The sequence below is a fragment of the Streptococcus plurextorum DSM 22810 genome (assembly GCF_000423745.1).
GTDB classification, from domain to species: Bacteria; Bacillota; Bacilli; order Lactobacillales; family Streptococcaceae; genus Streptococcus; species Streptococcus plurextorum.
In genome coordinates this window covers 1-22,070 of record NZ_AUIO01000006.1, presented here as the reverse complement: position 1 = coordinate 22,070, position 22,070 = coordinate 1, and the positions used below count along the sequence as shown (strand labels likewise).

Here is a 22,070-nt window from a genome sequence, read left to right as displayed (position 1 = left end):
ACATTCTCCCAAACCCACAAAAAAGAGAGCTGAACACTCTCTTTTTTTGTTATTCCTCAACGGTAACCGTTTCTTGAGCAATTTCCAAAGGCTCTGCTTCAATAATTTCAACTTCGTTGATGGCTTGTGGTTCAAGATTGCGGTAACGTGCCATACCAGTACCAGCTGGAATGATTTTACCGATAATAACATTCTCTTTAAGACCGAGAAGGTGATCTTTCTTACCACGAATTGCTGCATCTGTAAGGACACGTGTTGTTTCCTGGAAGGAAGCAGCTGACAAGAAGGAATTGGTCTCAAGAGATGCTTTGGTAATTCCCATAAGAACTGGACGAGACGTCGCAGGAACACCACCAGAAATGACAATGTCTTTGTTGGCATCTGTGAAGTCTGCAATATCCATAAGTGTTCCTGGAAGGAGATCTGTATCTCCTGGATCCATGACACGTACCTTGCGAAGCATTTGACGCACCATTACTTCAACGTGCTTGTCTCCGATTTCTACCCCTTGGCTACGGTAAACTTTTTGCACCTCAGCAAGCAAGTAAGTCTCTACTGACAAGGTATCACGCACTTCAAGAAGACGCTTAGGCTGAATAGATCCTTCGGTAAGAGCTTCACCGCGAGCCACTTCATCTCCAACTTCGACTTTCATGCGTGAGGTAAATGGCACGACATATTCACCCATTCCCGTCTCACCTTGAACGTAGACTTTCTTAGTACGTGTTGAGGCATCTTCCTCAATATCAATAACTGTTCCTTTCACTTCAGTGATGACAGCTTCCCCTTTAGGATTGCGGGCTTCAAAGATCTCCTGGATACGAGGAAGACCTTGCGTGATATCGGTATTTGAGGCTACCCCTCCTGTGTGGAAGGTACGCATGGTCAACTGTGTACCAGGCTCACCGATAGATTGGGCAGCAATAGTACCAACTGCTTCACCGACCTCAACAGCATCACCAGTCGCCAAGTTGATACCATAGCAGTGACGGCAGACACCATGACGTGTGTTACATGTAAAGACGGAGCGAATAGTAACTTCTTCAATACCAGCTTTGACAATTTCAGCAGCCATATCTTCACTGATGAGTTTATCAGCACCAATGATCACTTTACCTGTTTCAGGATGTTTAACGGATTTCTTGGTGTAACGACCAACTAGACGTTCTTCAAGGGTTTCAGTCACTTCCTTACCATCTGTGATGGCACGAATGAGAAGACCACGGTCTGTTCCACAATCATCTTCACGAATGATGACGTCTTGAGCAACGTCAACCAAACGACGTGTTAAGTAACCTGAATCGGCTGTCTTCAAGGCCGTATCGGTCATCCCTTTACGAGCACCGTGAGTTGAGAAGAACATTTCCAAAACAGAGAGACCTTCACGGAAGTTTGATAGGATCGGAAGTTCCATGATGCGTCCGTTAGGCGCAGCCATCAAACCACGCATACCGGCAAGTTGCGAGAAGTTTGAGATGTTACCACGGGCTCCAGAGTCCATCATCATAACGATAGGGTTCTTCGGATCTTGTGTTTCAATCAAACGTTTCTCAAGAGCTTCTTTGGCTTCGCGCCAAGTTGTTGTCACAGCAACATAGCGGTCGTCATCTGTCATGAGAGCACGACGGAAGGCTTTATTGATTTGTTCAACCCTTTCGTGAGCCGCCTCGATAATCTCTGCTTTGTTGTCAATGACAGGGATATCTGCAATACCTACGGTCAAACCAGCAAGAGTTGAATGGTAGTAACCAAGGTCTTTCAAACGGTCAAGGAAGGCTGACGTTTCTGTTGTGCGTAGGCGTTTGAAGGTTTCTGCAATGATGTTTCCAAGATTTTTCTTCTTGAATGGACCATTAAGCTCAAGAGCAGCAATAGCTTCCTTGATATCCTGACCTGGCTCTAGGAAATATTTATCCGGAGTACCGTCTGTCAAGTTAGCATTATTTGGCTCCTGTAAATATGGGATTTCTGCTGGAATCACATCGTTAAAGAGGATTTTACCAACAGTTGTCACCATGATTTTATGAAGTTGGCTTGACTTCCATGGCTTGTTCGGCATGCTGTCGACAGCAATACCGACACGTGAATGCAGGTGCACATAGCCATTGCGATAGGCCATAACGGCTTCGTCACGATCTTTGAAGACCATGCCTTCACCTTCACGACCAGCGTCTTCCATGGTTAAGTAGTAGTTCCCCAAAACCATATCCTGAGATGGCGTAACGACAGGTTTTCCATCTTTAGGGTTAAGGATGTGCTCTGCCGCAAGCATGAGCAAGCGAGCTTCTGCCTGTGCTTCTTCTGAAAGCGGTACGTGGATAGCCATTTGGTCCCCATCAAAGTCGGCATTGTAAGCCTCACAGACAAGTGGGTGAAGGCGAAGCGCACGACCATCGATAAGAACGGGTTCAAAAGCCTGAATCCCCAAACGGTGAAGGGTCGGTGCGCGGTTGAGAAGCACTGGGTGTTCTTTAATCACTTCTTCCAAGATATCCCAGATACGCTCATCTCCACGCTCTACCATACGTTTCGCTGCTTTGACGTTACCTGCCATTTCACGGGCAACAATTTCGCGCATGACAAATGGTTTGAAGAGCTCAATTGCCATTTCACGTGGCACACCACATTGGTACATTTTAAGAGTCGGACCAACGGCGATAACCGAACGACCCGAGAAGTCAACACGCTTACCAAGCAAGTTTTGACGGAAACGCCCTTGCTTACCTTTGAGCATATGGCTGAGGGATTTGAGCGGACGGCTACCTGGTCCTGTGATTGGACGACCACGGCGACCGTTGTCAATCAAAGCGTCCACTGCTTCTTGAAGCATACGCTTCTCGTTTTGCACGATAATGCCTGGAGCATTGAGTTCCAAAAGGCGCGCCAAACGGTTGTTACGGTTGATAACACGACGGTAAAGATCGTTGAGATCTGAGGCCGCAAAACGACCACCGTCCAACTGAACCATCGGACGAAGATCTGGTGGCAAGACTGGCAAGATATTAAGAATCATCCATTCAGGCTTGTTACCAGATTTATGAAAGGCATCGAGAACATCCAAACGACGAACAGCCTTCACGCGCTTTTGCCCTGTTGCTGTGCGGAGCTCTTCTTTTAGCTCTGCAATTTCTTTTGGTAAGTCAACACGCTTAAGAAGGTCCTGAATAGCCTCTGCTCCCATCTTAGCGACGAAGGAACCATAGCCGTACTCTTGGAGTTTTTCGCGATATTCACGTTCCGTCAAAAGAGACTTGGGCTCAAGAGGCGTATCCATTGGGTCAATCACCACATAAGCTGCAAAGTAGATGACTTCTTCAAGAGCACGAGGGCTCATGTCAAGAGTGAGACCCATACGAGATGGAATCCCTTTAAAGTACCAAATATGAGAAATTGGAGCTTTTAGCTCGATATGCCCCATACGCTCACGGCGAACTTTGGCACGAGTTACTTCAACACCACAGCGGTCACAAACAATCCCTTTATAACGGATACGTTTGTATTTTCCACAAGCACATTCCCAGTCTTTTGTAGGACCAAAAATGACCTCGTCAAAAAGCCCTTCACGTTCTGGTTTTAACGTACGGTAGTTGATGGTTTCAGGTTTTTTAACTTCACCGTAAGACCATGAACGAACCTTACTTGGTGAGGCTAATGTGATTTGCATAGATTTAAAACGATTTACGTCAACCACTTGTATTACCTTTCTTTTTTCTTTTGAACATAGCAGAGCGACATTCAAATTCATACAGTAGAGGTGATAAGGACTGACCAAGACAGCTCTCGGTCAGCTTCCCCTCTAGATTACAATTGTTTTTTGATATCAGAGCCTATCACTCGTCAACAGTATCCGCTTCTCAAAACAGATAATGCCTTTAGCCAAACGAGCTTATTAAGCCTCATCATCTACAGGTGCTTGTCCGTTTTCTGCAGCAATCTCAGCTGCTAGACGAGCTTCCTCTTCGGCTTGTTTTTGACGAAGCTTCTCAAGGTCATCAACGTGCATGATATCATCGTCTTCACCTTCATCAAGATCGCGAAGTTCAACTTCATTATTATCATCGTCAAGGACACGCATATCAAGACCAAGTGATTGCAATTCTTTGACAAGAACGCGGAAGGATTCTGGAACACCTGGTTTTGGAATAGGTTTGCCTTTTGTAATCGCTTCGTATGCTTTCAAACGGCCATTGACATCATCTGACTTGTAGGTCAAGATTTCTTGAAGAACATTTGATGCACCGTAAGCTTCAAGGGCCCAAACCTCCATCTCACCAAAACGCTGACCACCAAACTGAGCTTTACCTCCGAGTGGCTGCTGGGTAACAAGTGAGTATGGTCCAACTGAACGCGCGTGAAGTTTATCATCAACCATGTGGTGAAGTTTGATCATGTACATGACACCAACTGACACACGATTATCAAACGGTTCACCTGTACGGCCATCATAAAGCACTGTCTTGGCGTCAGAGTCCATTCCAGCTTCTTCAACCGTTGACCAGAGATCTTCAGAAGTTGCCCCGTCAAAGACTGGTGTGGCAATATGAATGCCCAAGTTACGAGCAGCCATACCCAAGTGAAGCTCCATAACCTGACCGATGTTCATACGTGATGGTACCCCAAGTGGGTTCAACATGATATCAACTGGTGTTCCGTCTGGAAGATATGGCATATCCTCAACAGGTACGATACGTGACACGACACCTTTATTTCCGTGGCGTCCGGCCATCTTATCTCCGACTTTAATCTTACGTTTTTGCGCGATGAAGACACGCACCAAGATGTTAACTCCTGAAGGCAATTCGTCTCCGTTTGCACGCGTAAAGATTTTGACATCGCTGACAACCCCGTCACCACCGTGTGGCACACGAAGAGAAGTGTCGCGAACTTCACGCGATTTGTCACCAAAGATGGCATGCAAGAGACGCTCTTCGGCAGAAAGATCTTTCTCACCTTTTGGTGTAACTTTACCTACCAAGATATCGCCTTCTTTAACCTCAGCACCGATACGGATAATCCCCATCTCATCGAGGTCTTTAAGAGCTTCTTCACCCACGTTTGGAATTTCGCGTGTGATTTCTTCAGGACCTAACTTGGTGTCGCGGGTTTCTGATTCGTATTCTTCCAAGTGAACAGAGGTGTAAACATCCTCTTTGACAAGACGCTCAGACATGATAACCGCGTCTTCAAAGTTGTAACCTTCCCAAGTCATGTAGGCAACGATTGGGTTTTGACCAAGAGCCATTTCCCCTTTTTCCATAGACGGTCCGTCTGCGATAAAGTCACCTTTTTCAACGATGTCTCCCACTTTAACAAGGGTACGTTGATTGTAAGCTGTACCAGAGTTTGAACGACGGAATTTTTGAATGGTGTAAACATCAAGAGAACCATCCTCACGACGCACTTCGACTTTGTCCGCATCAGCGTAAACAACCTTACCGTCATATTGTGCAATGACAGCAGCGCCTGAATCGTGGGCAGCTTGATACTCCATACCTGTACCAACGTAAGGTGCTTTCGGATCAATCAGTGGCACCGCCTGACGTTGCATGTTAGCTCCCATGAGGGCACGGTTAGAGTCATCGTTTTCCAAGAAAGGAATACATGCTGTCGCAACGGCGACTACCTGTTTTGGAGATACATCCACATAGTCAACGATGCTTGCTGGGAACTCTTGGTTATTACCTTGATGACGTCCCATGACAATTTCTTCCGCAAAAGTCCCATCTTCATTGAGTTTAGAATTGGCTTGCGCAACAGTAAACTCATCTTCTTCATCGGCAGTCAACCAAACAATCTCGTTTGTGACAACGCCAGTCGTACGATCAACCTTGCGGTACGGTGTTTGAATAAAGCCGTACTTATTCAGGTGTCCGTAGCTTGACAAATTATTAATCAAACCGATATTTGGTCCCTCAGGTGTTTCAATCGGACACATACGACCATAATGAGTGTAGTGAACGTCTCGAACTTCATAACCCGCACGGTCACGGGTCAAACCACCAGGTCCTAAGGCTGACAAACGGCGCTTGTGAGACAACTCAGAAAGCGGATTGTGTTGGTCCATGAACTGTGACAACTGAGAAGAGCCAAAGAATTCTTTGATTGCAGCCGTTACAGGACGGATATTGATGATTTGCTGTGGTGTAAGCACTTCATTGTCTTGAACTGACATACGCTCGCGAACATTACGTTCCATACGCGCAAGACCGATACGGAATTGGTTTGCAAGAAGCTCACCAACTGCACGAATACGACGGTTTCCAAGGTGGTCAATGTCGTCAACTTTTCCAAGTCCTTCGGCTAGGTTGAGGAAGTAAGACATTTCAGCTAAGATGTCAGCAGTTGTCAGAGCGCGCACCTTATCGCCAGGATTGGCATTTCCGACAATAGTCACCGTACGGTCTGGGTCAGTCGGTGCAACAATCTTGAATTTTTGTAGGATAACAGGTTCAGTCACGACCGCATAATCATTTGGCGTGTAAACAAAGCTGTTCAGACCATTATCGAGCTGTTCAGAGATACTATCAATCACATCGCGTGTCATCACAGTTCCTGCTTCGACCAAAATTTCACCGGTTTCTGTATCAACTAGATTTTCAGCGATAGTCTGATTAAGAAGGCGTGTTTTAACACTCAACTTTTTATTAATCTTGTAACGACCAACCGCCGCCAAGTCATAGCGTTTTGGATCAAAGAAACGTGCTGTCAAAAGGCTACGTGAGCTGTCAGCTGTTTTTGGCTCACCTGGACGAAGACGCTCATAGATTTCTTTAAGGGCTTCGTCTGTGCGTGAGTCTGCTGGGTTTTTATGAATATCTTTTTCAATGGTATTACGAACCAATTCGCCATCACCAAAGATATCAAGGATTTCATCATCTCCTGAGAAACCAAGCGCACGAACCAAGGTCGTAAACGGAATCTTACGGGTACGGTCGATACGGGTATAAGCTAGGTCTTTGGAATCCGTCTCAAGCTCCAACCAAGCTCCACGGTTTGGAATAACCGTTGAACCGTAGCCTACCTTACCATTTTTATCCACTTTGTCATTAAAGTAAACACCTGGTGAGCGTACCAACTGAGATACGATGATACGCTCTGCACCGTTGATGATGAAAGTCCCCATTTCAGTCATATACGGAAGGTCTCCAAAGAAGACTTCTTGGGTTTTAATCTCACCAGTCTCTTTGTTAACCAAACGGAAGGTTACAAAAAGTGGCACTGAGTAGTGGGCATCGTGAGCACGCGCTTCTTCAAGCGTGTACTTAGGCTCTTTTAATTCATAGCCGACAAACTCAAGCTCCATAGTATCTGTAAAGTTAGATACTGGAAGCACATCTTCAAAGACTTCGCGCAAGCTATTGTCAAGAAACTCTTTGAATGAGTCGGTTTGAATTTCAATCAAATTTGGTAAATCAAGAACTTCCTTGATTCTTGAAAAACTACGACGGGTGCGATGTTTCCCGTACTGAACGTCATGTCCTGCCAAGATATGATTCTCCTCTTTTTTTCGATACGAGACTTGTTTCCAAGTCAGCAAAAACTCTGTCCATTCTGAGAATTTTTAGAAGGTTTAAGTTTTTGTTACAAACTGTAAACTGATCTAAAAATAGACACAAAAAGAGCAGCTAAATCTGACTATAAAAGTTGGATTTAACTGCTGTAAGTCTTCTTGGACAATATTTCAAGAAAACAGACGACAAATAATTCATATTATTTTAGCATATTTTCAAGCTAAAAGCAAGACTTTTTGCCTTATTCTGTTTTCTCGGTTTTGGCATCAGATGTGGTTTGAGCTCCATCTTCAGCTTCGGATTCAGTGGTCGATGTGTCTTCCTCGTCTGTCTCCTCATCCTGTTCTTTATCACTATTACCACTCAAGGCGCTCCAAGCTTTGACGTAATCACTTTGAGTACCACCGATAGCAAAATAATAGTTCATGCGTGGCGCTCCATTTTTCGCCCAATAACTCGTCGTTGTTTCACCCGAAACAGAAACCGTCTTACCATTGACCTCGACACTACCTGGTGGAAGTCCTGTCGATTTCAACACGTTAGAAGCAATGACACTTGAATCAAGAGCAAAACGCTCTCCACTTCCAAAAAGAGACGGGTCTGCTTGATGGATGGTACTTGTTAAGGTAGCCACAAATCTCGCCACATTGTTGTACCCTGTCAACCTAGCCAGAGAACGGTTATCATCATGCCCTGCCCATGTGCCTAGGGTCACCCTTGGCGTTGCCACCATTAACCACGAATCTCTGAAATCATTACTAGTCCCCGTTTTACCAATCCAGTCAGCATTAACAAGACTGGCGTTTATACCACCTAACTGACTGATAAAACTAGTCGTAATCCCAGAGCGAACTGGTCCACGTAACATCATAGCCATGATGCTAGCTGTCGCTGGTGAAAAGACTTTTACCGGTTTTTGTTCATGTTGATAGATAACTTTCCCTTGACTATCCGTAATGGATTCAACGATATAGCTCTCTTGGTATTGACCTCCATTTGCAATGGTCTGGTAGGCATTGGTCTGCTGGAGAACAGATACCTCCACACCACCTCCTAGGGATAGACTTTCAATACCATACTCTGGAATATCATAGCCCATTTTTTCCATATAAGACTGGACATCAACACCTTTATCTCGGAGGAGCTTATAGGTCCAAAAGGCCGGAATATTCCAAGAAACATTGAGGGACTCTTCAAGGCTAATCATTGTTGTTCCCAAATCACCATCGTGGTAGATTGGTGACCCGTTTGAGAAGGTTGTTGGGTAGTTCGAAAGGACACTGGCACTGCCCATAAGACCTTGGTCGATAGCAATGGCATAAGGCAAAATCGGTTTGATACTTGAACCTGTCGAGCGTTTAGAAGAAAAGGCGTGGTTATTCTGGTTAGTAGCATAGTTACGGCCACCAATAAAACCAAGAATCGCACCCGTTTTATTATCCATAAGGACATTTCCGACTTCTACTTGCCCAGTACCGTCATCAAGTAACCTGCCGTAATTCGTGACCGTATCTTGCATGGCTTGATGAACAGTTGGATGAATCGTACTCGTTACCGTATAGCCGCCTTGAGCAAGCTCTTCTACTGCTTTAGCCCGATAGGCTTCTTTTGTCGCATCATTTTTTAAATCCTGGGCCGATACGCCATCCCGTTGGATAATGTAATCGTACATGCGATCTTGTGCTTCTGACAAGACAGAATAGTAGAGATAGTCATGATTTGAAACTGTCCTTGCTTCGGGTTGTTTAAAGTCTTGTTTCAAATCATAAGCAGCATAACTATCGTAATCCGCCTTGCTTAAAATGCCCGCACGGTACATATTATATAAAACTGCTTGAGCCCGATTGAGTCCCCAGGCCATATTTTCCTCAGACTTAAATGCCCCTGTCGATGTATAAGGGGAATAGACAATTGGACTTTGAGGCAGACCAGCTAAAAAAGCTGCTTGAGGAATGGTTAAATCTCTAGCCGATACCCCAAAAATACCCTGGGCGGCCTCTTCGATACCAGCGATATTTTGCCCCGTATTATTACGCCCAAAAGGCGAGACATTGAGGTAGTTTGTCAAGATAGCATCTTTATCTAGGTTCCTCTCAAGCTCTAAAGCATAGACGATCTCTGTCGCCTTACGTTTAAAAGTCGGAGCATCTCCTAAAATTTGCTGCTTAATGAGCTGTTGGGTCAAAGTGGAACCACCACTAGACTCTCCTATGCCAAGAACCGATCCCAAGGTCGCACGGAAAATAGCCTTTGGAACGACCCCGTTGTGAGACATGAAATTTTCATCTTCTGTGGCAATAATGGCATCCTTGACATTTTGAGAAATCGCAGAGCTCTCCACAGGTGTCCTCAATAAATCAGAATCGATTTTAGAGATCACTTGACCATCTGAATAAGTTATTTGAGATACCTTACTCAGCTGACTAACCTGAGCAATCAATTCTTCCTTTGGAGGAACTGTGACAGAGTCGATTTGACTGACAAGGTAGCCCATTCCAATACCAGCTCCTAATAGACCAAAAAGTAAGATTAGGATGTAGGCAAAGTTCGTTACAAGCTTAATGGTCCGCAAAAAAACGGCTCCATAATCTTTCCAAGTATAGGCTTCTTTTGGAGTAATGTCTTGACGTTTTCTAAATAATTGTCGCTTCTTACCAGCTTCTTGTTTTTTCCATTTTTCCATGCTAGTATTATAGCAAAATTTCCATAGACTTGCATAGCAACACCATTTTCTGATATAATATCTTGTATTAATTTTATCAAAGGAGAACGCTCATGAATATTTTCGAAGAACTCAAAGCTCGTGGCTTGGTCTTTCAAACGACTGATGAAGAAGCCCTAGTCAAAGCATTAACAGAAGGGCAAGTATCCTATTATTCTGGCTACGACCCAACTGCCGACAGCCTGCATTTGGGGCATTTGGTACCAATCCTCGTCTGCCGTCACTTGCAATTAGCAGGGCACAAACCTTACGCTCTCGTTGGCGGTGCGACTGGTCTGATTGGCGACCCTTCCTTCAAGGATGCGGAGCGGAGCTTGCAGACCAAAGACACCGTGGACGGTTGGGTGACAAAAATCCAAGGCCAACTCTCTCGCTTCTTGAATTTTGAAAATGGTGACAACAAGGCCGAAATGGTCAACAACTACGACTGGTTCTCAGACATTAGCTTTATCGACTTCCTCCGTGATGTCGGCAAATACTACACGGTCAACTACATGATGAGCAAGGACTCTGTGAAAAAGCGGATTGAGACAGGGATTTCCTACACCGAGTTCGCCTACCAAATCATGCAAGGCTATGACTTCTACGAACTCAATGACAAGCACAATGTCACCCTGCAAATCGGTGGCTCTGACCAGTGGGGCAACATGACAGCAGGTACTGAATTGCTTCGCCGCAAGGCTGACAAGTCTGGTCACGTGATGACTGTTCCCCTCATCACCGACTCAACAGGTAAGAAGTTTGGTAAGTCAGAGGGCAACGCTGTTTGGCTGGATGCCGACAAGACTTCTCCCTATGAAATGTACCAATTCTGGCTCAATGTCATGGACGACGATGCCGTTCGTTTCTTGAAAATCTTTACTTTCTTGTCACTCGATGAGATTGCTGAGATTGAAGAAAAATTTGACGCTGCTCGTCATGAACGTCTGGCTCAGAAGATTTTGGCTAAAGAAGTCGTGACACTGGTCCACGGTGAAGAAGCCTATAATCAGGCCCTTAACATCACTGAGCAATTGTTCGCTGGCAACATCAAAAACCTATCCGCAAAAGAGCTCAAGCAGGGCCTCAGCAACGTTCCAAACTACGCTGTACAGGCTGAAGACAACCTTAACATCGTGGAACTCTTGGTTACCTCAGGGATTAGCCCTTCAAAACGCCAAGCTCGTGAAGATGTGGCAAATGGTGCTATCTACGTCAACGGTGAGCGTGTGCAAGACTTGGACTATACCCTTTCTGACAGCGATAAGATTGATGGCGAGTTGACCGTTATCCGTCGTGGTAAGAAGAAATATTCTGTTTTGACTTATTAGTCAAATAACCTCCGTATAAGCGGAGGTTATTTTTATCATAACAAGAGGATGACTAACAAGAGGTACAGGATTAGAGCTGCAATACGATAAACGTTTTTAAACATATTTTTGTCAAATCGTGTCGGTAAGAAAACAGCTGACAAGAAACCTCCTACGGCACCGCCTAGATGGCCGGCTAGACTGATGCCAGGCATTAGCACACTAGAGATCAAATTAAGGACAAGTAAGGTTTGAAAATTTCGCCCCATTACCTTCAACTGATAACTTTTCCCGAAATAACCCACAAGGGCAATGCCAGAAAACAAGCCAAAGAGAGAAGTTGACGCACCTGCTGAGATGACTTCTGGAGTAAAGAAAGCCACAAAGACATTTCCCATCACTCCTGATAAGAGGTATAAGATAAGAAAGCGAAAAGACCCCCACAAACGCTCAGCTATTGCCCCCACAAAATAAAGAGAGATGAGATTCATGATCACATGCCGCCATCCAATGTGTACAAAAATAGGAGAAAAGAGACGCCAGTATTGAGGAGATAGCCCCTTTAAGTAGGCACCATAAAGGCCACCAGACGCATAGACGGCATAAGCTGACGTAGACTGACCCCAAAAAAGCACTTGCATCAGCAAAAAATAGAGAAGGGTCGCCAAAAATAAAAGGGCTGTTACTGGACTTTGTTTTAAAAAATATCTAAATTGTTGCATACATCACCTCTTTTACAGGTACATCAAAACCATCAGGTTGAAAATCTAAGGCTTGAAAAGGATAAGCCAGACTAATCGTTTCTCCCTGATAATCTTCAAGATAGCGGTCATAATACCCACCACCATAACCGATACGATAACCGGAAGTATTAAAAGCGAGGCCTGGCACAAGGATGAGATCAATCCTTGACTTCATTACCTCCGTATGACTAAGCGGTTCCCATAAACCAAAAGACGTTTTATAGAGCCGTTCTTTATCATAGGCCACAAAAATCATGCGACCATTAGAATAGGTTTTTGGCACAAGAATTTTTTTGCCATCAGATAAGGCCTGATCTATTAGTAACTGTGTGTTAAATTCATGACTAAACGCCAAATACAGCGCAATAACCTTTGCTTTTTGATAGGCTTCTAAAGCCCAAAACTGTCCCGCTAAGTCACGGTCATAACAGGCTTTATGTGTCTGGTCCATCGCTTTCAAATCTTTTAAGACTTGGTTTCTGATTTCTTTTTTTGTCATGGGGACATCATACCATGTTTTAGTGATTTTTTCATGATTTTCCTTGCTTTTACAGCCAAGTAAACGTACAATATTCTCCAAAGGAGACTTATCCATGCAAGATTTAACAAAAGGTAACCCCTTATCCGTCATTCTTCGTTTTACCATTCCTTTACTCATTGGTAGTTTTTTCAGTTAGCCTACAATTTCGCTGATAGCATGATTGTAGGACATACTTTGGGAAAAGATGCCTTTGCTAGCGTTGGGGCTACTGGGAGTATCACTTTTCTGATTGTCGGTTTTGCCCAAGGATTAACAGGTGGTTTGGCCATCGTTACCGCTCAAAAATTCGGAGCTAAAGATCATATAGGCATCAAAAAAAGTTTTGCTCACGGTCTTTTTTATGCCTTGGTGACAAGTCTTATATTAAGCGTCATTTCTCTGCTGTTTTTGCATCCTTTATTGACGCTTATGCAAACACCAGCTAATCTCATTGAACACTCGCGTCAGTTTTTGACTGCAATTTTTGGAGGAATGACTTTTACAATCCTCTTTAACTACCTCTCTAGCATCATCAGAAGTTTAGGCAATGCCAAGACACCCCTTATAGCTCTTGTCATCGCTTGTATCATCAATGTCATTCTTGATTTCTCTTTTATTCTCAATTTCAATATGGGGGTTTTTGGTGCAGGTCTTGCGACCATTATCGCTCAAGCTTTTTCTGTTTTATACCTTTGGCGCTACATCAAAAAAGCAGTCCCTCAGCTACATCTACAAGCCGACGATTGGAAACTCGACCGAGTCAATCTCAAAAAACACGCGCAACTAGGATTCCCAATGGCATTCCAGTCTAGTATCATCGCTATCGGAGCAGTGACCTTACAAGTGGTCCTTAACAAATTAGGAACAAACGCTATCGCTGCACAGGCTATTGCCAGCAAAACCGATCAGTTAGCCATGCTCCCTATGATTAACCTGGGATTAGCTGTTTCTACTTTCACCGCACAAAACTACGGTGCCAAGAAATACGAACGCATCATCAAAGGCTTGAAGCAAAGCCTTCTCGTCAATATTATCTGGTCTGTTGTTTTTGCAATACTGCTCATCAACTTCAATAGCTTCTTCTCAAGCCTTTTCTTATCAAACGGCAGCCAAGAAGTCTTCGACCTCGCCTTGATTTATTACATTATCAATGGTGCCTGTTACTGGATTTTGGCGATTCTCTTTGTCCTGCGTAGCTTTATTCAAGGCTTAGGGAAAGGATTTGTCCCTACATTAGCAGGTATTATGGAGTTAATCATGCGAGCTGGTGTGGCTATTATCGGACTGGTTTATTTTGGATTTTACGGAGTTGCCAGCGCTAGTCCTGCTGCTTGGATTGGTAGTGTCGTCATCTTAATTCCAAGCACCTTAATTTTCATTAAGAGATTGAGACAAGAACAAAACCTGCCATCAAAACCACTCTCAAACTAACCCCTTGTCACTCCTTAGATAACACAAAAGCCAGAGGATATCTGGCTTTTGTGTTTAACCTGCCTTATAGGCCAAAAATGCTGAAATTTCTTCGACGGCAAATGGAATAGCATCTTCTTTAGGGCTCATCTTGGCGTGGTGAAGAGGATAAGGTGTGTCAATACCAAGCCAGAACATCACACCAGGGACTTTTTGTAGCAGGTAACCGAAATCTTCTCCCGTCATAGCTGGCGGACAATCAATGAGATTGACAGCTTTGCTATTGCTAAAGAAAGTCATCAAGTCATCTGCAAGTTCTGGCTGATTTTCCACTGGCAACCAAGCACCTTGACGTAATTCAATCTCTACTTCCATATTGAAACTTGCCGCAATGCCTTGAGCAATGGTCTTGACGCGGTCCTGCATCAAAAGGCTCATGTCTTGCGTCAGAGCCCGGATAGTTCCTCTCAGACTAGCTGTTTCTGAGATGATGTTGCTGGTAACACCAGCATGGAGAGCTCCGAAGGTCACAACTCCCCCTTCAATAGGATCCACATTGCGACTGACAACGGTCTGAACTTGAGTGATAAAATACGCCGCTGCGACCAAAGCATCATTTGACAGGTGAGGGAAAGCCGCATGGCCTCCTTTACCTTTAAAGGTCACATAAACCTCACAAGTCCCTGCAAACAGGGTAGAACGGTTTGTGGCAATATCTCCCACCTTAAAATCTGGCCGAACATGAAGGCCGTAAAATTCATCAGGCAACCACTCCTTAAACGCATCATCCTCGTACATGAGTTTGGCACCGCCTAGATTTTCTTCAGCAGGCTGGAAAAGAAAGAGCAGGTTTTCCTTAGGTTGTTGCGCAGCCATTTTTTCCAAGAGTCCTAAGGCAATGGTCATGTGAACATCATGTCCACAAGCATGCATACGACCCTCGTGCTGACTGGCAAAGGCAAGACCTGTCTCTTCGGTAATAGGAAGCCCATCAATATCCGTTCGCCAGCCAATAGTCTTAGTCGGTGCAGACCCCTTAAGAAATACCAAAATACCCGTCTTCCAAGTACGCTTCTCGATAAAGGGCTTCTCCGATGCAATCTCTTCGATGCGCTCCAAAAGATAGGCTTGTGTCCTAAACTCTTCAAGGCCAATTTCAGGGATTTGGTGCAGATCCCGACGCACCTTAATCAAATCTAATGTCATCTTATATCCTCCAAGAAAAGCCCGAGACAACTCAGGCTTCTAAACTTACAGATTACGAAGCGCGTCTTCAAGCGCCGTTTTTTGTTGGGTCTTTTCGTCGATTTCCTTGATGATACGGGCTGGTACACCTGCAACAACCACATTTTCAGGGACATCTTGAGTCACAATAGCACCCGCTGCAACTACAGAGCCACTTCCGATTTGCACACCTTCGATGACAACAGCATTAGCACCGACCAAGACATTGTCACCAACACGAACTGGCTCGGCAGACGCTGGCTCGATGACACCCGCAAGGACTGCACCTGCACCGATGTGGCTATTTTTACCTACGGTCGCACGACCACCGAGGATAGCCCCCATGTCAATCATGGTACCTGGACCGATTTCCGCACCAATGTTGATGACCGCTCCCATCATGATAACAGCATTATCGCCAATGGTCACTTGATCACGGATAATGGCACCTGGCTCGATACGGGCATTGATATTCCGCTTGTCAAGCAATGGCACAGCTGAGTTGCGACCATCTTGCTCAACCACGTAGTCTACATTTTCAGTCAAGTTTGCCAAAAGTGGCTCGACATCCTTCCAGTCACCGAAGAGGACATTGCCAAGCTTTATCACTTCAGCAGGAACAGGCCCAGCCAATTCACCTTCAAAAGTCACTTTAACAGTTGTCTTCTTCACAGCATTACCAATAAAGGCAATGATTTCTTGGGCAGTCATTTTTTGTGCAGTCATAGTATTTCCAATCTATTAAAAGTATTTTTACCATTATAGCAAATTTTCAGAAAATTTTCTACTTTAGCGTAAAAAGAATCGTTCTTTCAGACTGAAAAAAAAATCCTTTTATTACTTTTCTTAAACGATAGAACGGTAACGATTTTCTTAGGAATGCCATACTTCATTTTTGAACCTAAGGTTTCAAATTCTGAGGGCATATCGTTCAGTGCCTCTGTCACTTTTAGCAGGCCCAAAAGTATCGGATCGTGCTCGCAAAATCAGTAACCATATCTTAAACTAGTAGAGCTTTTTCAGTTTTTTAGCCAGAAAATAAAATTTGTATTCCCCCTATAGTGTCAAGGTCTTCTCAAACATTTCTCATCAAAAAAAGCTCCTTTCGGAGCTTAGGTGTTATAAACGTGCGTTCAATTCTGCACTTAGGGCTTCAAAGCCTGGTTTCCCGAGAAGGGCAAACATGTTTTTCTTATAAGCTTCAACCCCTGGTTGGTCAAATGGATTGACACCATTCAAGTAACCTGAAAGAGCGATGGCAATTTCAAAGAAATAGATGATGTAACCAAGTGTAAACTCATCTTGCGCTGGAAGGGTGATGAACATGTTTGGCACATTACCATCTGTATGGGCCAAAAGAACGCCATCAGTAGCTTTTTTATTGACAAAGTCAACATCTTTACCTTGAAGATAGCCAAGACCATCCAGATCTTCTGCCAATTCTGGGATAATCACGTTTTTACGTGGTTTATCTACACGGATAGCTGTCTCAAAAAGGATACGAGCCCCTTCTTGGATATATTGACCGAGAGAGTGCAAATCAGCTGAGAAATTAGCTGATGAAGGGTAGATTCCTTTTTGGTCTTTTCCTTCTGATTCTCCTGCTAATTGTTTCCACCACTCTGAGAAATACTGAAGCGATGGCTCATAATTAACTAAAATTTCAGTTGAGTAGCCTTTACGGTAAAGAACGTTACGAACCGCTGCATATTGATAAGCTTCATTTTCAGAGAGTTTGTCTGATGAGTAAGCTTTACGGGCTGCCGCTGCCCCTTCCATAAGCGCAGTGATGTCCGCACCTGATGCTGCAATAGGCAAGAGTCCCACAGCTGTAAGCACAGAGAAACGGCCACCAACATCATCTGGTACCACGAATGTTTCCCAACCATTAGCATCCGCTTCTACCTTGACGGCACCGCGTGCCTTATCAGTTGTCGCATAGATACGCTTATTTGCTTCTTCCTGACCGTATTTTTTAACTAAAAGTTCTTTGAAAACACGGAAAGCAATAGCAGGTTCAGTTGTTGTTCCTGATTTTGAAATAACGTTGACTGAAAACTCTTTATCTGCCACATAATCTACCAAATCAGCGAGGTAACTTGATGAAATAGAATTTCCTGCATAAAGGATTTGTGGGGCTTTACGATCTTCTGCCGATAACAGGTTGACAAAGTTATGGCTCAAAAAGTCAATAGCTGCACGCGCACCTAGATAAGATCCCCCGATACCAATAACCACTAGAACTTCAGAATCAGATTGGATTTTCTTAGCTGCTGCTTGAATACGAGCAAATTCTTCCTTATCATAATTTTCTGGCAGGTCTAGCCAACCAAGAAAGTCAGAACCTGGCCCTGTCCCTTGACGCAAGAGTTTATCCGCTTCTGTGACCTGTCCTTGTAAAAAGTCAATTTCGTGTTGAGCAGCAAATTTTTCCAACACTTTTGAATAATCAAATGTAATATGTGCCATTTAAAGCATTTCCTCCTAATTAGATACTTCTATATCATACTCTTTTACGAGGATTATTTCAAGGTATTACCACGCTATTCCTTAGTTTCCCAGTGATTTTATGACTTCAACACGTGTAATCTGACCCGCTTTCATGCTATCAACACGCAAAGCAACATCTTTGAAATAAACCGAAGCACCGATGGCTGCCGTCTTATCCTCAGCCTCGAGATGCCTTAACATAAAATCACGTAGGAGTTCACTTTTTTCTTGAGGTTTTAGAGTGATGCGCGCTAGCACATTAACCATCCGAACCTTTTGACTGCCACGAACAATAATACTATTAGCATCATCAAAGCTGGTAAAGAGGTATTTTCTAGTCGCAAATAAGCCAGCGATAGACAAAACACCTAAGAGAGTGTCAAGTGCCGTCCCATGAGAGATAACTAGCTGCCTAGCTACCGCAAACAAAAGCACTTCAATAATCGTTCCTGATGTGTGCTTACTAAGCATTTTAATCAACTCCACACCAATAGCGATGGACATGGCTTGGTTGAGGAAGCTATGGAGATAATCGCCTATTGTCCCTGAGGTATTAAAGGCAGCAAATAACTCAATGGATAAACGCCCTGTCAAGGTTAAGAGCACCAAGACAAGAATGATAGAGATTAGAATTTCCACATAAAATGATAATTCATAGAGAATGGTTTGAATAAATTTACGCATCTGGTTCCCCTATTCTAGTATTTTTACAACGGTTACTTCCATTTTAAACTATTTGACACAATCTGGCGATAGAATCTACTCATTTTTATGATAATAAACACATTTTGAACATTAGCCCTCCTTCTTATTGTAAAGATATTGATTGCCAAAATTCTGAATATTGTGATATAATAGGCTAATTTTATTTGGAGGTAAATCAATGACAACCTATAATTTCTCTGCAGGCCCTGCAGTATTGCCACAAGATGTTTTGAAAAAAGCGCAAGCTGAGTTTTTGGACTATGCCAACTCAGGCATGAGTGTTATGGAGTTGTCCCACCGTTCCAAAGAATTTGATGACATTATCAAGTCTGCTGAGAGCCTACTTCGTGAATTGATGGCTATCCCAGATAACTACAAGTTGCTTTTCCTACAAGGGGGCGCTTCAACACAATTTTCAATGATTCCCTTAAACCTAGCTCTAGGTAAGAAAGCCTACTATGTTGCCGCAGGCTCTTGGGGTAAAAAGGCTTATACTGAGGCTGTTAAATTATCAAAAACTTTAGCATTTGAGCCGATTCTACTAGCAACCTCTGAGGAGACAACCTTCGACCATATCCCTTCATTTGACAGCTCTGCCATTGATCCCAATGCAGCCTATGTCCACATCACCACTAACAATACCATTGAAGGGACTGCCGTCTACGACTTGCCAGATACAAATGGTGTTCCAATCGTCGCCGACATGTCATCTAATATCCTAGCGGTTAACTATAACGTGGCTGATTTTGGCATGATTTATGCAGGAGCTCAAAAAAACATTGGACCTGCAGGAGTGACAATCGTCATTATTCGAGAAGATCTGCTTAATAGCGAACCAGCTCTGTCTTCAATGTTAGACTACCGTATCCAAGCCGACAACGATTCCCTTTACAACACACCACCAACCTTTGGGATTTACATGGCAAAGCTAGTTTTTGAACATGTCAAATCACTTGGTGGCGTTGCAAAAATGGAAGAAATCAATCGTGAAAAAGCTGGTCTTCTTTATGATTTTATTGAAAAATCAGGTTTTTATAGTAGTCCTGTAAAAAAAGCTTGTGACCGCTCAGTTGCTAATATCCCTTTTGTCACACCATCTGCCGAATTAGACAAGAAATTCAACCAAGAAGCTGATGCTGCTGGCTTTAAAAATATCAAAGGGCACCGTTCAGTCGGTGGCATGCGAGCTAGCCTCTACAACGCCTTCCCTAGACAAGGCGTCCTTGATCTTATTGACTTTATGGAAACATTTGAGAAGGAGAACAAATGACAGTATTTGCGGTTAAAACCTACAATAATATCAACCAAATTGGCTTAAAAGAACTGGGAAACAAGTTCCAAATTGACGGAGATAAATCAGATAACCCTGATGCTTATATCATCCGAAGCCAAAATCTGCACGGTGTGGATTTCCCAGACAACCTAAAAGCTATTGCACGTGCTGGAGCTGGAACCAACAATATCCCGATCCCTGAAGCAAGTGCCGCAGGAATCGTGGTTTTCAACACACCCGGTGCCAATGCCAACGCAGTAAAAGAGGCAGTTATCACTGCCATTCTGTTGTCAGCCAGAGACTATTTATCCGCTACAAAATGGGCTAACACCTTATCAGGAGATGATGTCCCTAAACAAATTGAAGCTGGAAAAGCACAATTTGCTGGAACTGAAATCTCTGGAAAAACACTTGGAGTTATTGGACTTGGCGCTATCGGCGCTCGCATTGCTAACGATGCTCGCAGGCTTGGTATGAAAGTGCTCGGTTACGACCCTTATGTTTCTATCGAAACTGCTTGGAGCATTTCTAGTCATGTGAAACGCGTCAATGATTTGAAAGAGATTTTTGCTAACTGCGACTACATCACCGTTCATGTCCCTCTAACCCCAGATACCAGACACCTTTTTGACAGCTCTGCCTTTGCCCAAATGAAAAAAGGGACAACTCTGATTAACTTTGCGCGTGCCGAATTGGTCGATAACGTCGCCCTCTTTGATGCTGTCGATGCTGGGGTTATCAAATCCTATATTACAGACTTTGGTAGCGAAGAGCTACTCAACAAGAAAAACATCACCGTTTTCCCACACGTCGGCGGCTCAACTGAAGAAGCTGAACTTAATTGCGCTATCATGGCTGGGCAAACCATTCGCCGCTTCATGGAAACAGGCGAGATCACCAACTCTGTCAATTTTCCAAATGTTCATCAAAGCCTAAATGCTCCTTACCGCATTACCTTAATCAATAAAAACGTGCCAAATATGGTCGCTAAGATTTCGACCGCAGTTTCTAACTTAGGTATCAATATTGACAATATCATCAATCGTTCAAAAGGAGACTACGCCTACACGCTCCTTGATCTTGATGAAGCTGATAAGACCAAAGTAGACAGCCTTGTTGAGATTTTTGAAGCCGATGACAATATTGTCAAAGTGAGACTCATTGGAGGTAAACAATGACCGTCAAGGGACTTTTAGTCATGGATGTTGACTCTACTCTCATCCAAGAAGAAGTTATTGACCTCCTTGGAGAAAAAGCAGGTCATAAAGAAGTCATCGCTGATATTACCGCACGTGCCATGGCAGGACAGCTGCAGTTTGAAGAGGCACTAGCAGAACGTGTTAAGTTGCTAGAAGGTCTTCCGATTTCTATTTGGGATGATATTCGAGAGGAAATTCACTATACCGAAGGCGCGAAAGAACTGGTTGCTGAACTCAAAAAGCGTGGCTATAAAATCGGCTTGGTATCCGGAGGATTTCATGAAATTGTCGATAGACTAGCTGAGGAACTAAATCTTGACTATGTCTGCGCCAACCGCATGGAAGTAATGGACCAAAAGCTAACTGGTCGCACCTCTGGTCCTATCGTTACTAAAGATACTAAAGTAGCCTGTCTTAAGCAATGGGCAAGCGAGAACAACCTTGAGTTGAATCAAACCATCGCTATGGGAGATGGGGCAAATGATATTCCTATGATTTTAACAGCAGGGATTGGTGTTGCTTTCTGCGCTAAAGCAAGCCACCCAGAAATTATGCACAAAATCACTGAGCCTAATCTCTATCATTTAATGGCTATTATTGACAAACTCAGCTAACTTCAAAAGACCTTTTCGGTCTTTTTTGAGTCTTATACAATGAGAAATCAAAAAAAGCGGCTCTATAATTTCTGTAGTGGGTAACTCCCCCTTCTGATATTATAGGGCTTTTTGACTGTATGAAAAAAGTCCTATATGACTTATAATGAAAAGCGACCAAACCATCATTAGAAAGACTCATATGGAACTTCTTAAGGATACCACAGATTTAATCGGATTAAAAGACAAAAATATTAAAATCCTTCTCGTTGTACACCTTCACACCCACATCGAAATACGGGCAAAGTTGGACTATCAAGCGCCTGACTGCCCTCATTGTCAGGGAAAAATGATGAAATACGATTTTCAGAAAGCTTCAACTATCCCACTC

Annotated in this window: 13 protein-coding genes and 2 pseudogenes; 6 read left to right on the top strand and 9 right to left on the bottom strand. The window is 43.7% G+C overall.

Annotated features, from left to right (window positions below; translation table 11 throughout):
- Positions 1-49: 49 nt before the first annotated feature.
- The 3 genes from rpoC to pbp1b form a co-directional block, all read right to left on the bottom strand.
- On the bottom strand, positions 50-3,691 hold the full coding sequence (gene rpoC / locus G575_RS0105750) for a DNA-directed RNA polymerase subunit beta' (RefSeq protein ID WP_027971885.1): 3,642 nt from the start codon (positions 3,689-3,691) through the stop codon (positions 50-52).
- 198 nt (positions 3,692-3,889) lie between these two features.
- Entirely contained in the window at positions 3,890-7,486 is a 3,597-nt protein-coding gene (rpoB, locus tag G575_RS0105745) for a DNA-directed RNA polymerase subunit beta (protein ID WP_027971884.1), read from the bottom strand.
- Positions 7,487-7,752: 266 nt separating this feature from the next.
- On the bottom strand, positions 7,753-10,194 hold the full coding sequence (gene pbp1b, locus G575_RS11210) for a penicillin-binding protein PBP1B (RefSeq protein WP_083958863.1): 2,442 nt from the start codon (positions 10,192-10,194) through the stop codon (positions 7,753-7,755).
- 92 nt (positions 10,195-10,286) lie between these two features.
- On the opposite strand from pbp1b, the gene tyrS reads away from it, so the two are divergent.
- The gene (gene tyrS, locus G575_RS0105735; RefSeq protein ID WP_027971883.1) at positions 10,287-11,543 is read left to right on the top strand and encodes a tyrosine--tRNA ligase; all 1,257 of its coding nucleotides are present in this window, start codon (positions 10,287-10,289) and stop codon (positions 11,541-11,543) included.
- A 35-nt stretch (positions 11,544-11,578) separates the two neighbouring features.
- On the opposite strand, the gene G575_RS0105730 is transcribed toward tyrS, so the two are convergent.
- Together G575_RS0105730 and G575_RS0105725 are read right to left on the bottom strand one after the other, a co-directional pair.
- The gene (locus G575_RS0105730; RefSeq protein WP_027971882.1) at positions 11,579-12,244 is read right to left on the bottom strand and encodes a rhomboid family intramembrane serine protease; all 666 of its coding nucleotides are present in this window, start codon (positions 12,242-12,244) and stop codon (positions 11,579-11,581) included.
- On the bottom strand, positions 12,231-12,764 hold the full coding sequence (locus tag G575_RS0105725) for a 5-formyltetrahydrofolate cyclo-ligase (protein ID WP_027971881.1): 534 nt from the start codon (positions 12,762-12,764) through the stop codon (positions 12,231-12,233). The genes G575_RS0105730 and G575_RS0105725 overlap by 14 nt, the downstream gene beginning before the upstream one ends.
- 94 nt (positions 12,765-12,858) lie before the next feature.
- Here G575_RS0105725 and G575_RS11205 point away from each other — a divergent pair.
- A pseudogene (locus G575_RS11205) lies at positions 12,859-14,216 on the top strand (MATE family efflux transporter).
- A 54-nt stretch (positions 14,217-14,270) separates the two neighbouring features.
- Here the strand turns inward: G575_RS11205 and G575_RS0105715 are convergent.
- The 4 genes from G575_RS0105715 to G575_RS0105700 all read right to left on the bottom strand — a co-directional run bounded on the left by G575_RS0105715 (position 14,271) and on the right by G575_RS0105700 (position 18,593).
- The gene (locus G575_RS0105715; protein ID WP_027971880.1) at positions 14,271-15,401 is read right to left on the bottom strand and encodes an N-acetyldiaminopimelate deacetylase; all 1,131 of its coding nucleotides are present in this window, start codon (positions 15,399-15,401) and stop codon (positions 14,271-14,273) included.
- Positions 15,402-15,446: 45 nt separating this feature from the next.
- Positions 15,447-16,145, bottom strand: a complete 699-nt coding sequence (gene dapD, locus G575_RS0105710) for a 2,3,4,5-tetrahydropyridine-2,6-dicarboxylate N-acetyltransferase (RefSeq protein ID WP_027971879.1) — start codon at positions 16,143-16,145, stop codon at positions 15,447-15,449.
- 393 nt (positions 16,146-16,538) lie between these two features.
- The gene (locus G575_RS0105705; RefSeq protein ID WP_027971878.1) at positions 16,539-17,888 is read right to left on the bottom strand and encodes a glucose-6-phosphate isomerase; all 1,350 of its coding nucleotides are present in this window, start codon (positions 17,886-17,888) and stop codon (positions 16,539-16,541) included.
- An 81-nt stretch (positions 17,889-17,969) separates the two neighbouring features.
- Positions 17,970-18,593: a hypothetical protein gene (locus tag G575_RS0105700; protein WP_027971877.1), complete on the bottom strand. Its 624-nt coding sequence runs from the start codon at positions 18,591-18,593 to the stop codon at positions 17,970-17,972.
- A gap of 199 nt (positions 18,594-18,792) precedes the next feature.
- Here G575_RS0105700 and serC point away from each other — a divergent pair, with 199 nt between their 5' ends.
- The 4 genes and pseudogenes from serC to G575_RS12380 all read left to right on the top strand — a co-directional run.
- Complete coding sequence (gene serC, locus G575_RS0105695) at positions 18,793-19,884, top strand: 3-phosphoserine/phosphohydroxythreonine transaminase (protein ID WP_027971876.1); 1,092 nt, start codon at positions 18,793-18,795, stop codon at positions 19,882-19,884.
- Positions 19,881-21,065 carry a 3-phosphoglycerate dehydrogenase family protein gene (locus tag G575_RS0105690; RefSeq protein ID WP_027971875.1) on the top strand — a complete coding sequence of 395 codons (1,185 nt, stop codon included), beginning with the start codon at positions 19,881-19,883 and terminating at the stop codon, positions 21,063-21,065. The genes serC and G575_RS0105690 overlap by 4 nt, the downstream gene beginning before the upstream one ends.
- The gene (serB, locus tag G575_RS0105685) at positions 21,062-21,700 is read left to right on the top strand and encodes a phosphoserine phosphatase SerB (protein WP_027971874.1); all 639 of its coding nucleotides are present in this window, start codon (positions 21,062-21,064) and stop codon (positions 21,698-21,700) included. The genes G575_RS0105690 and serB overlap by 4 nt, the downstream gene beginning before the upstream one ends.
- 181 nt (positions 21,701-21,881) lie before the next feature.
- Positions 21,882-22,070: pseudogene (locus G575_RS12380) on the top strand (ISL3 family transposase); the annotation flags it as partial.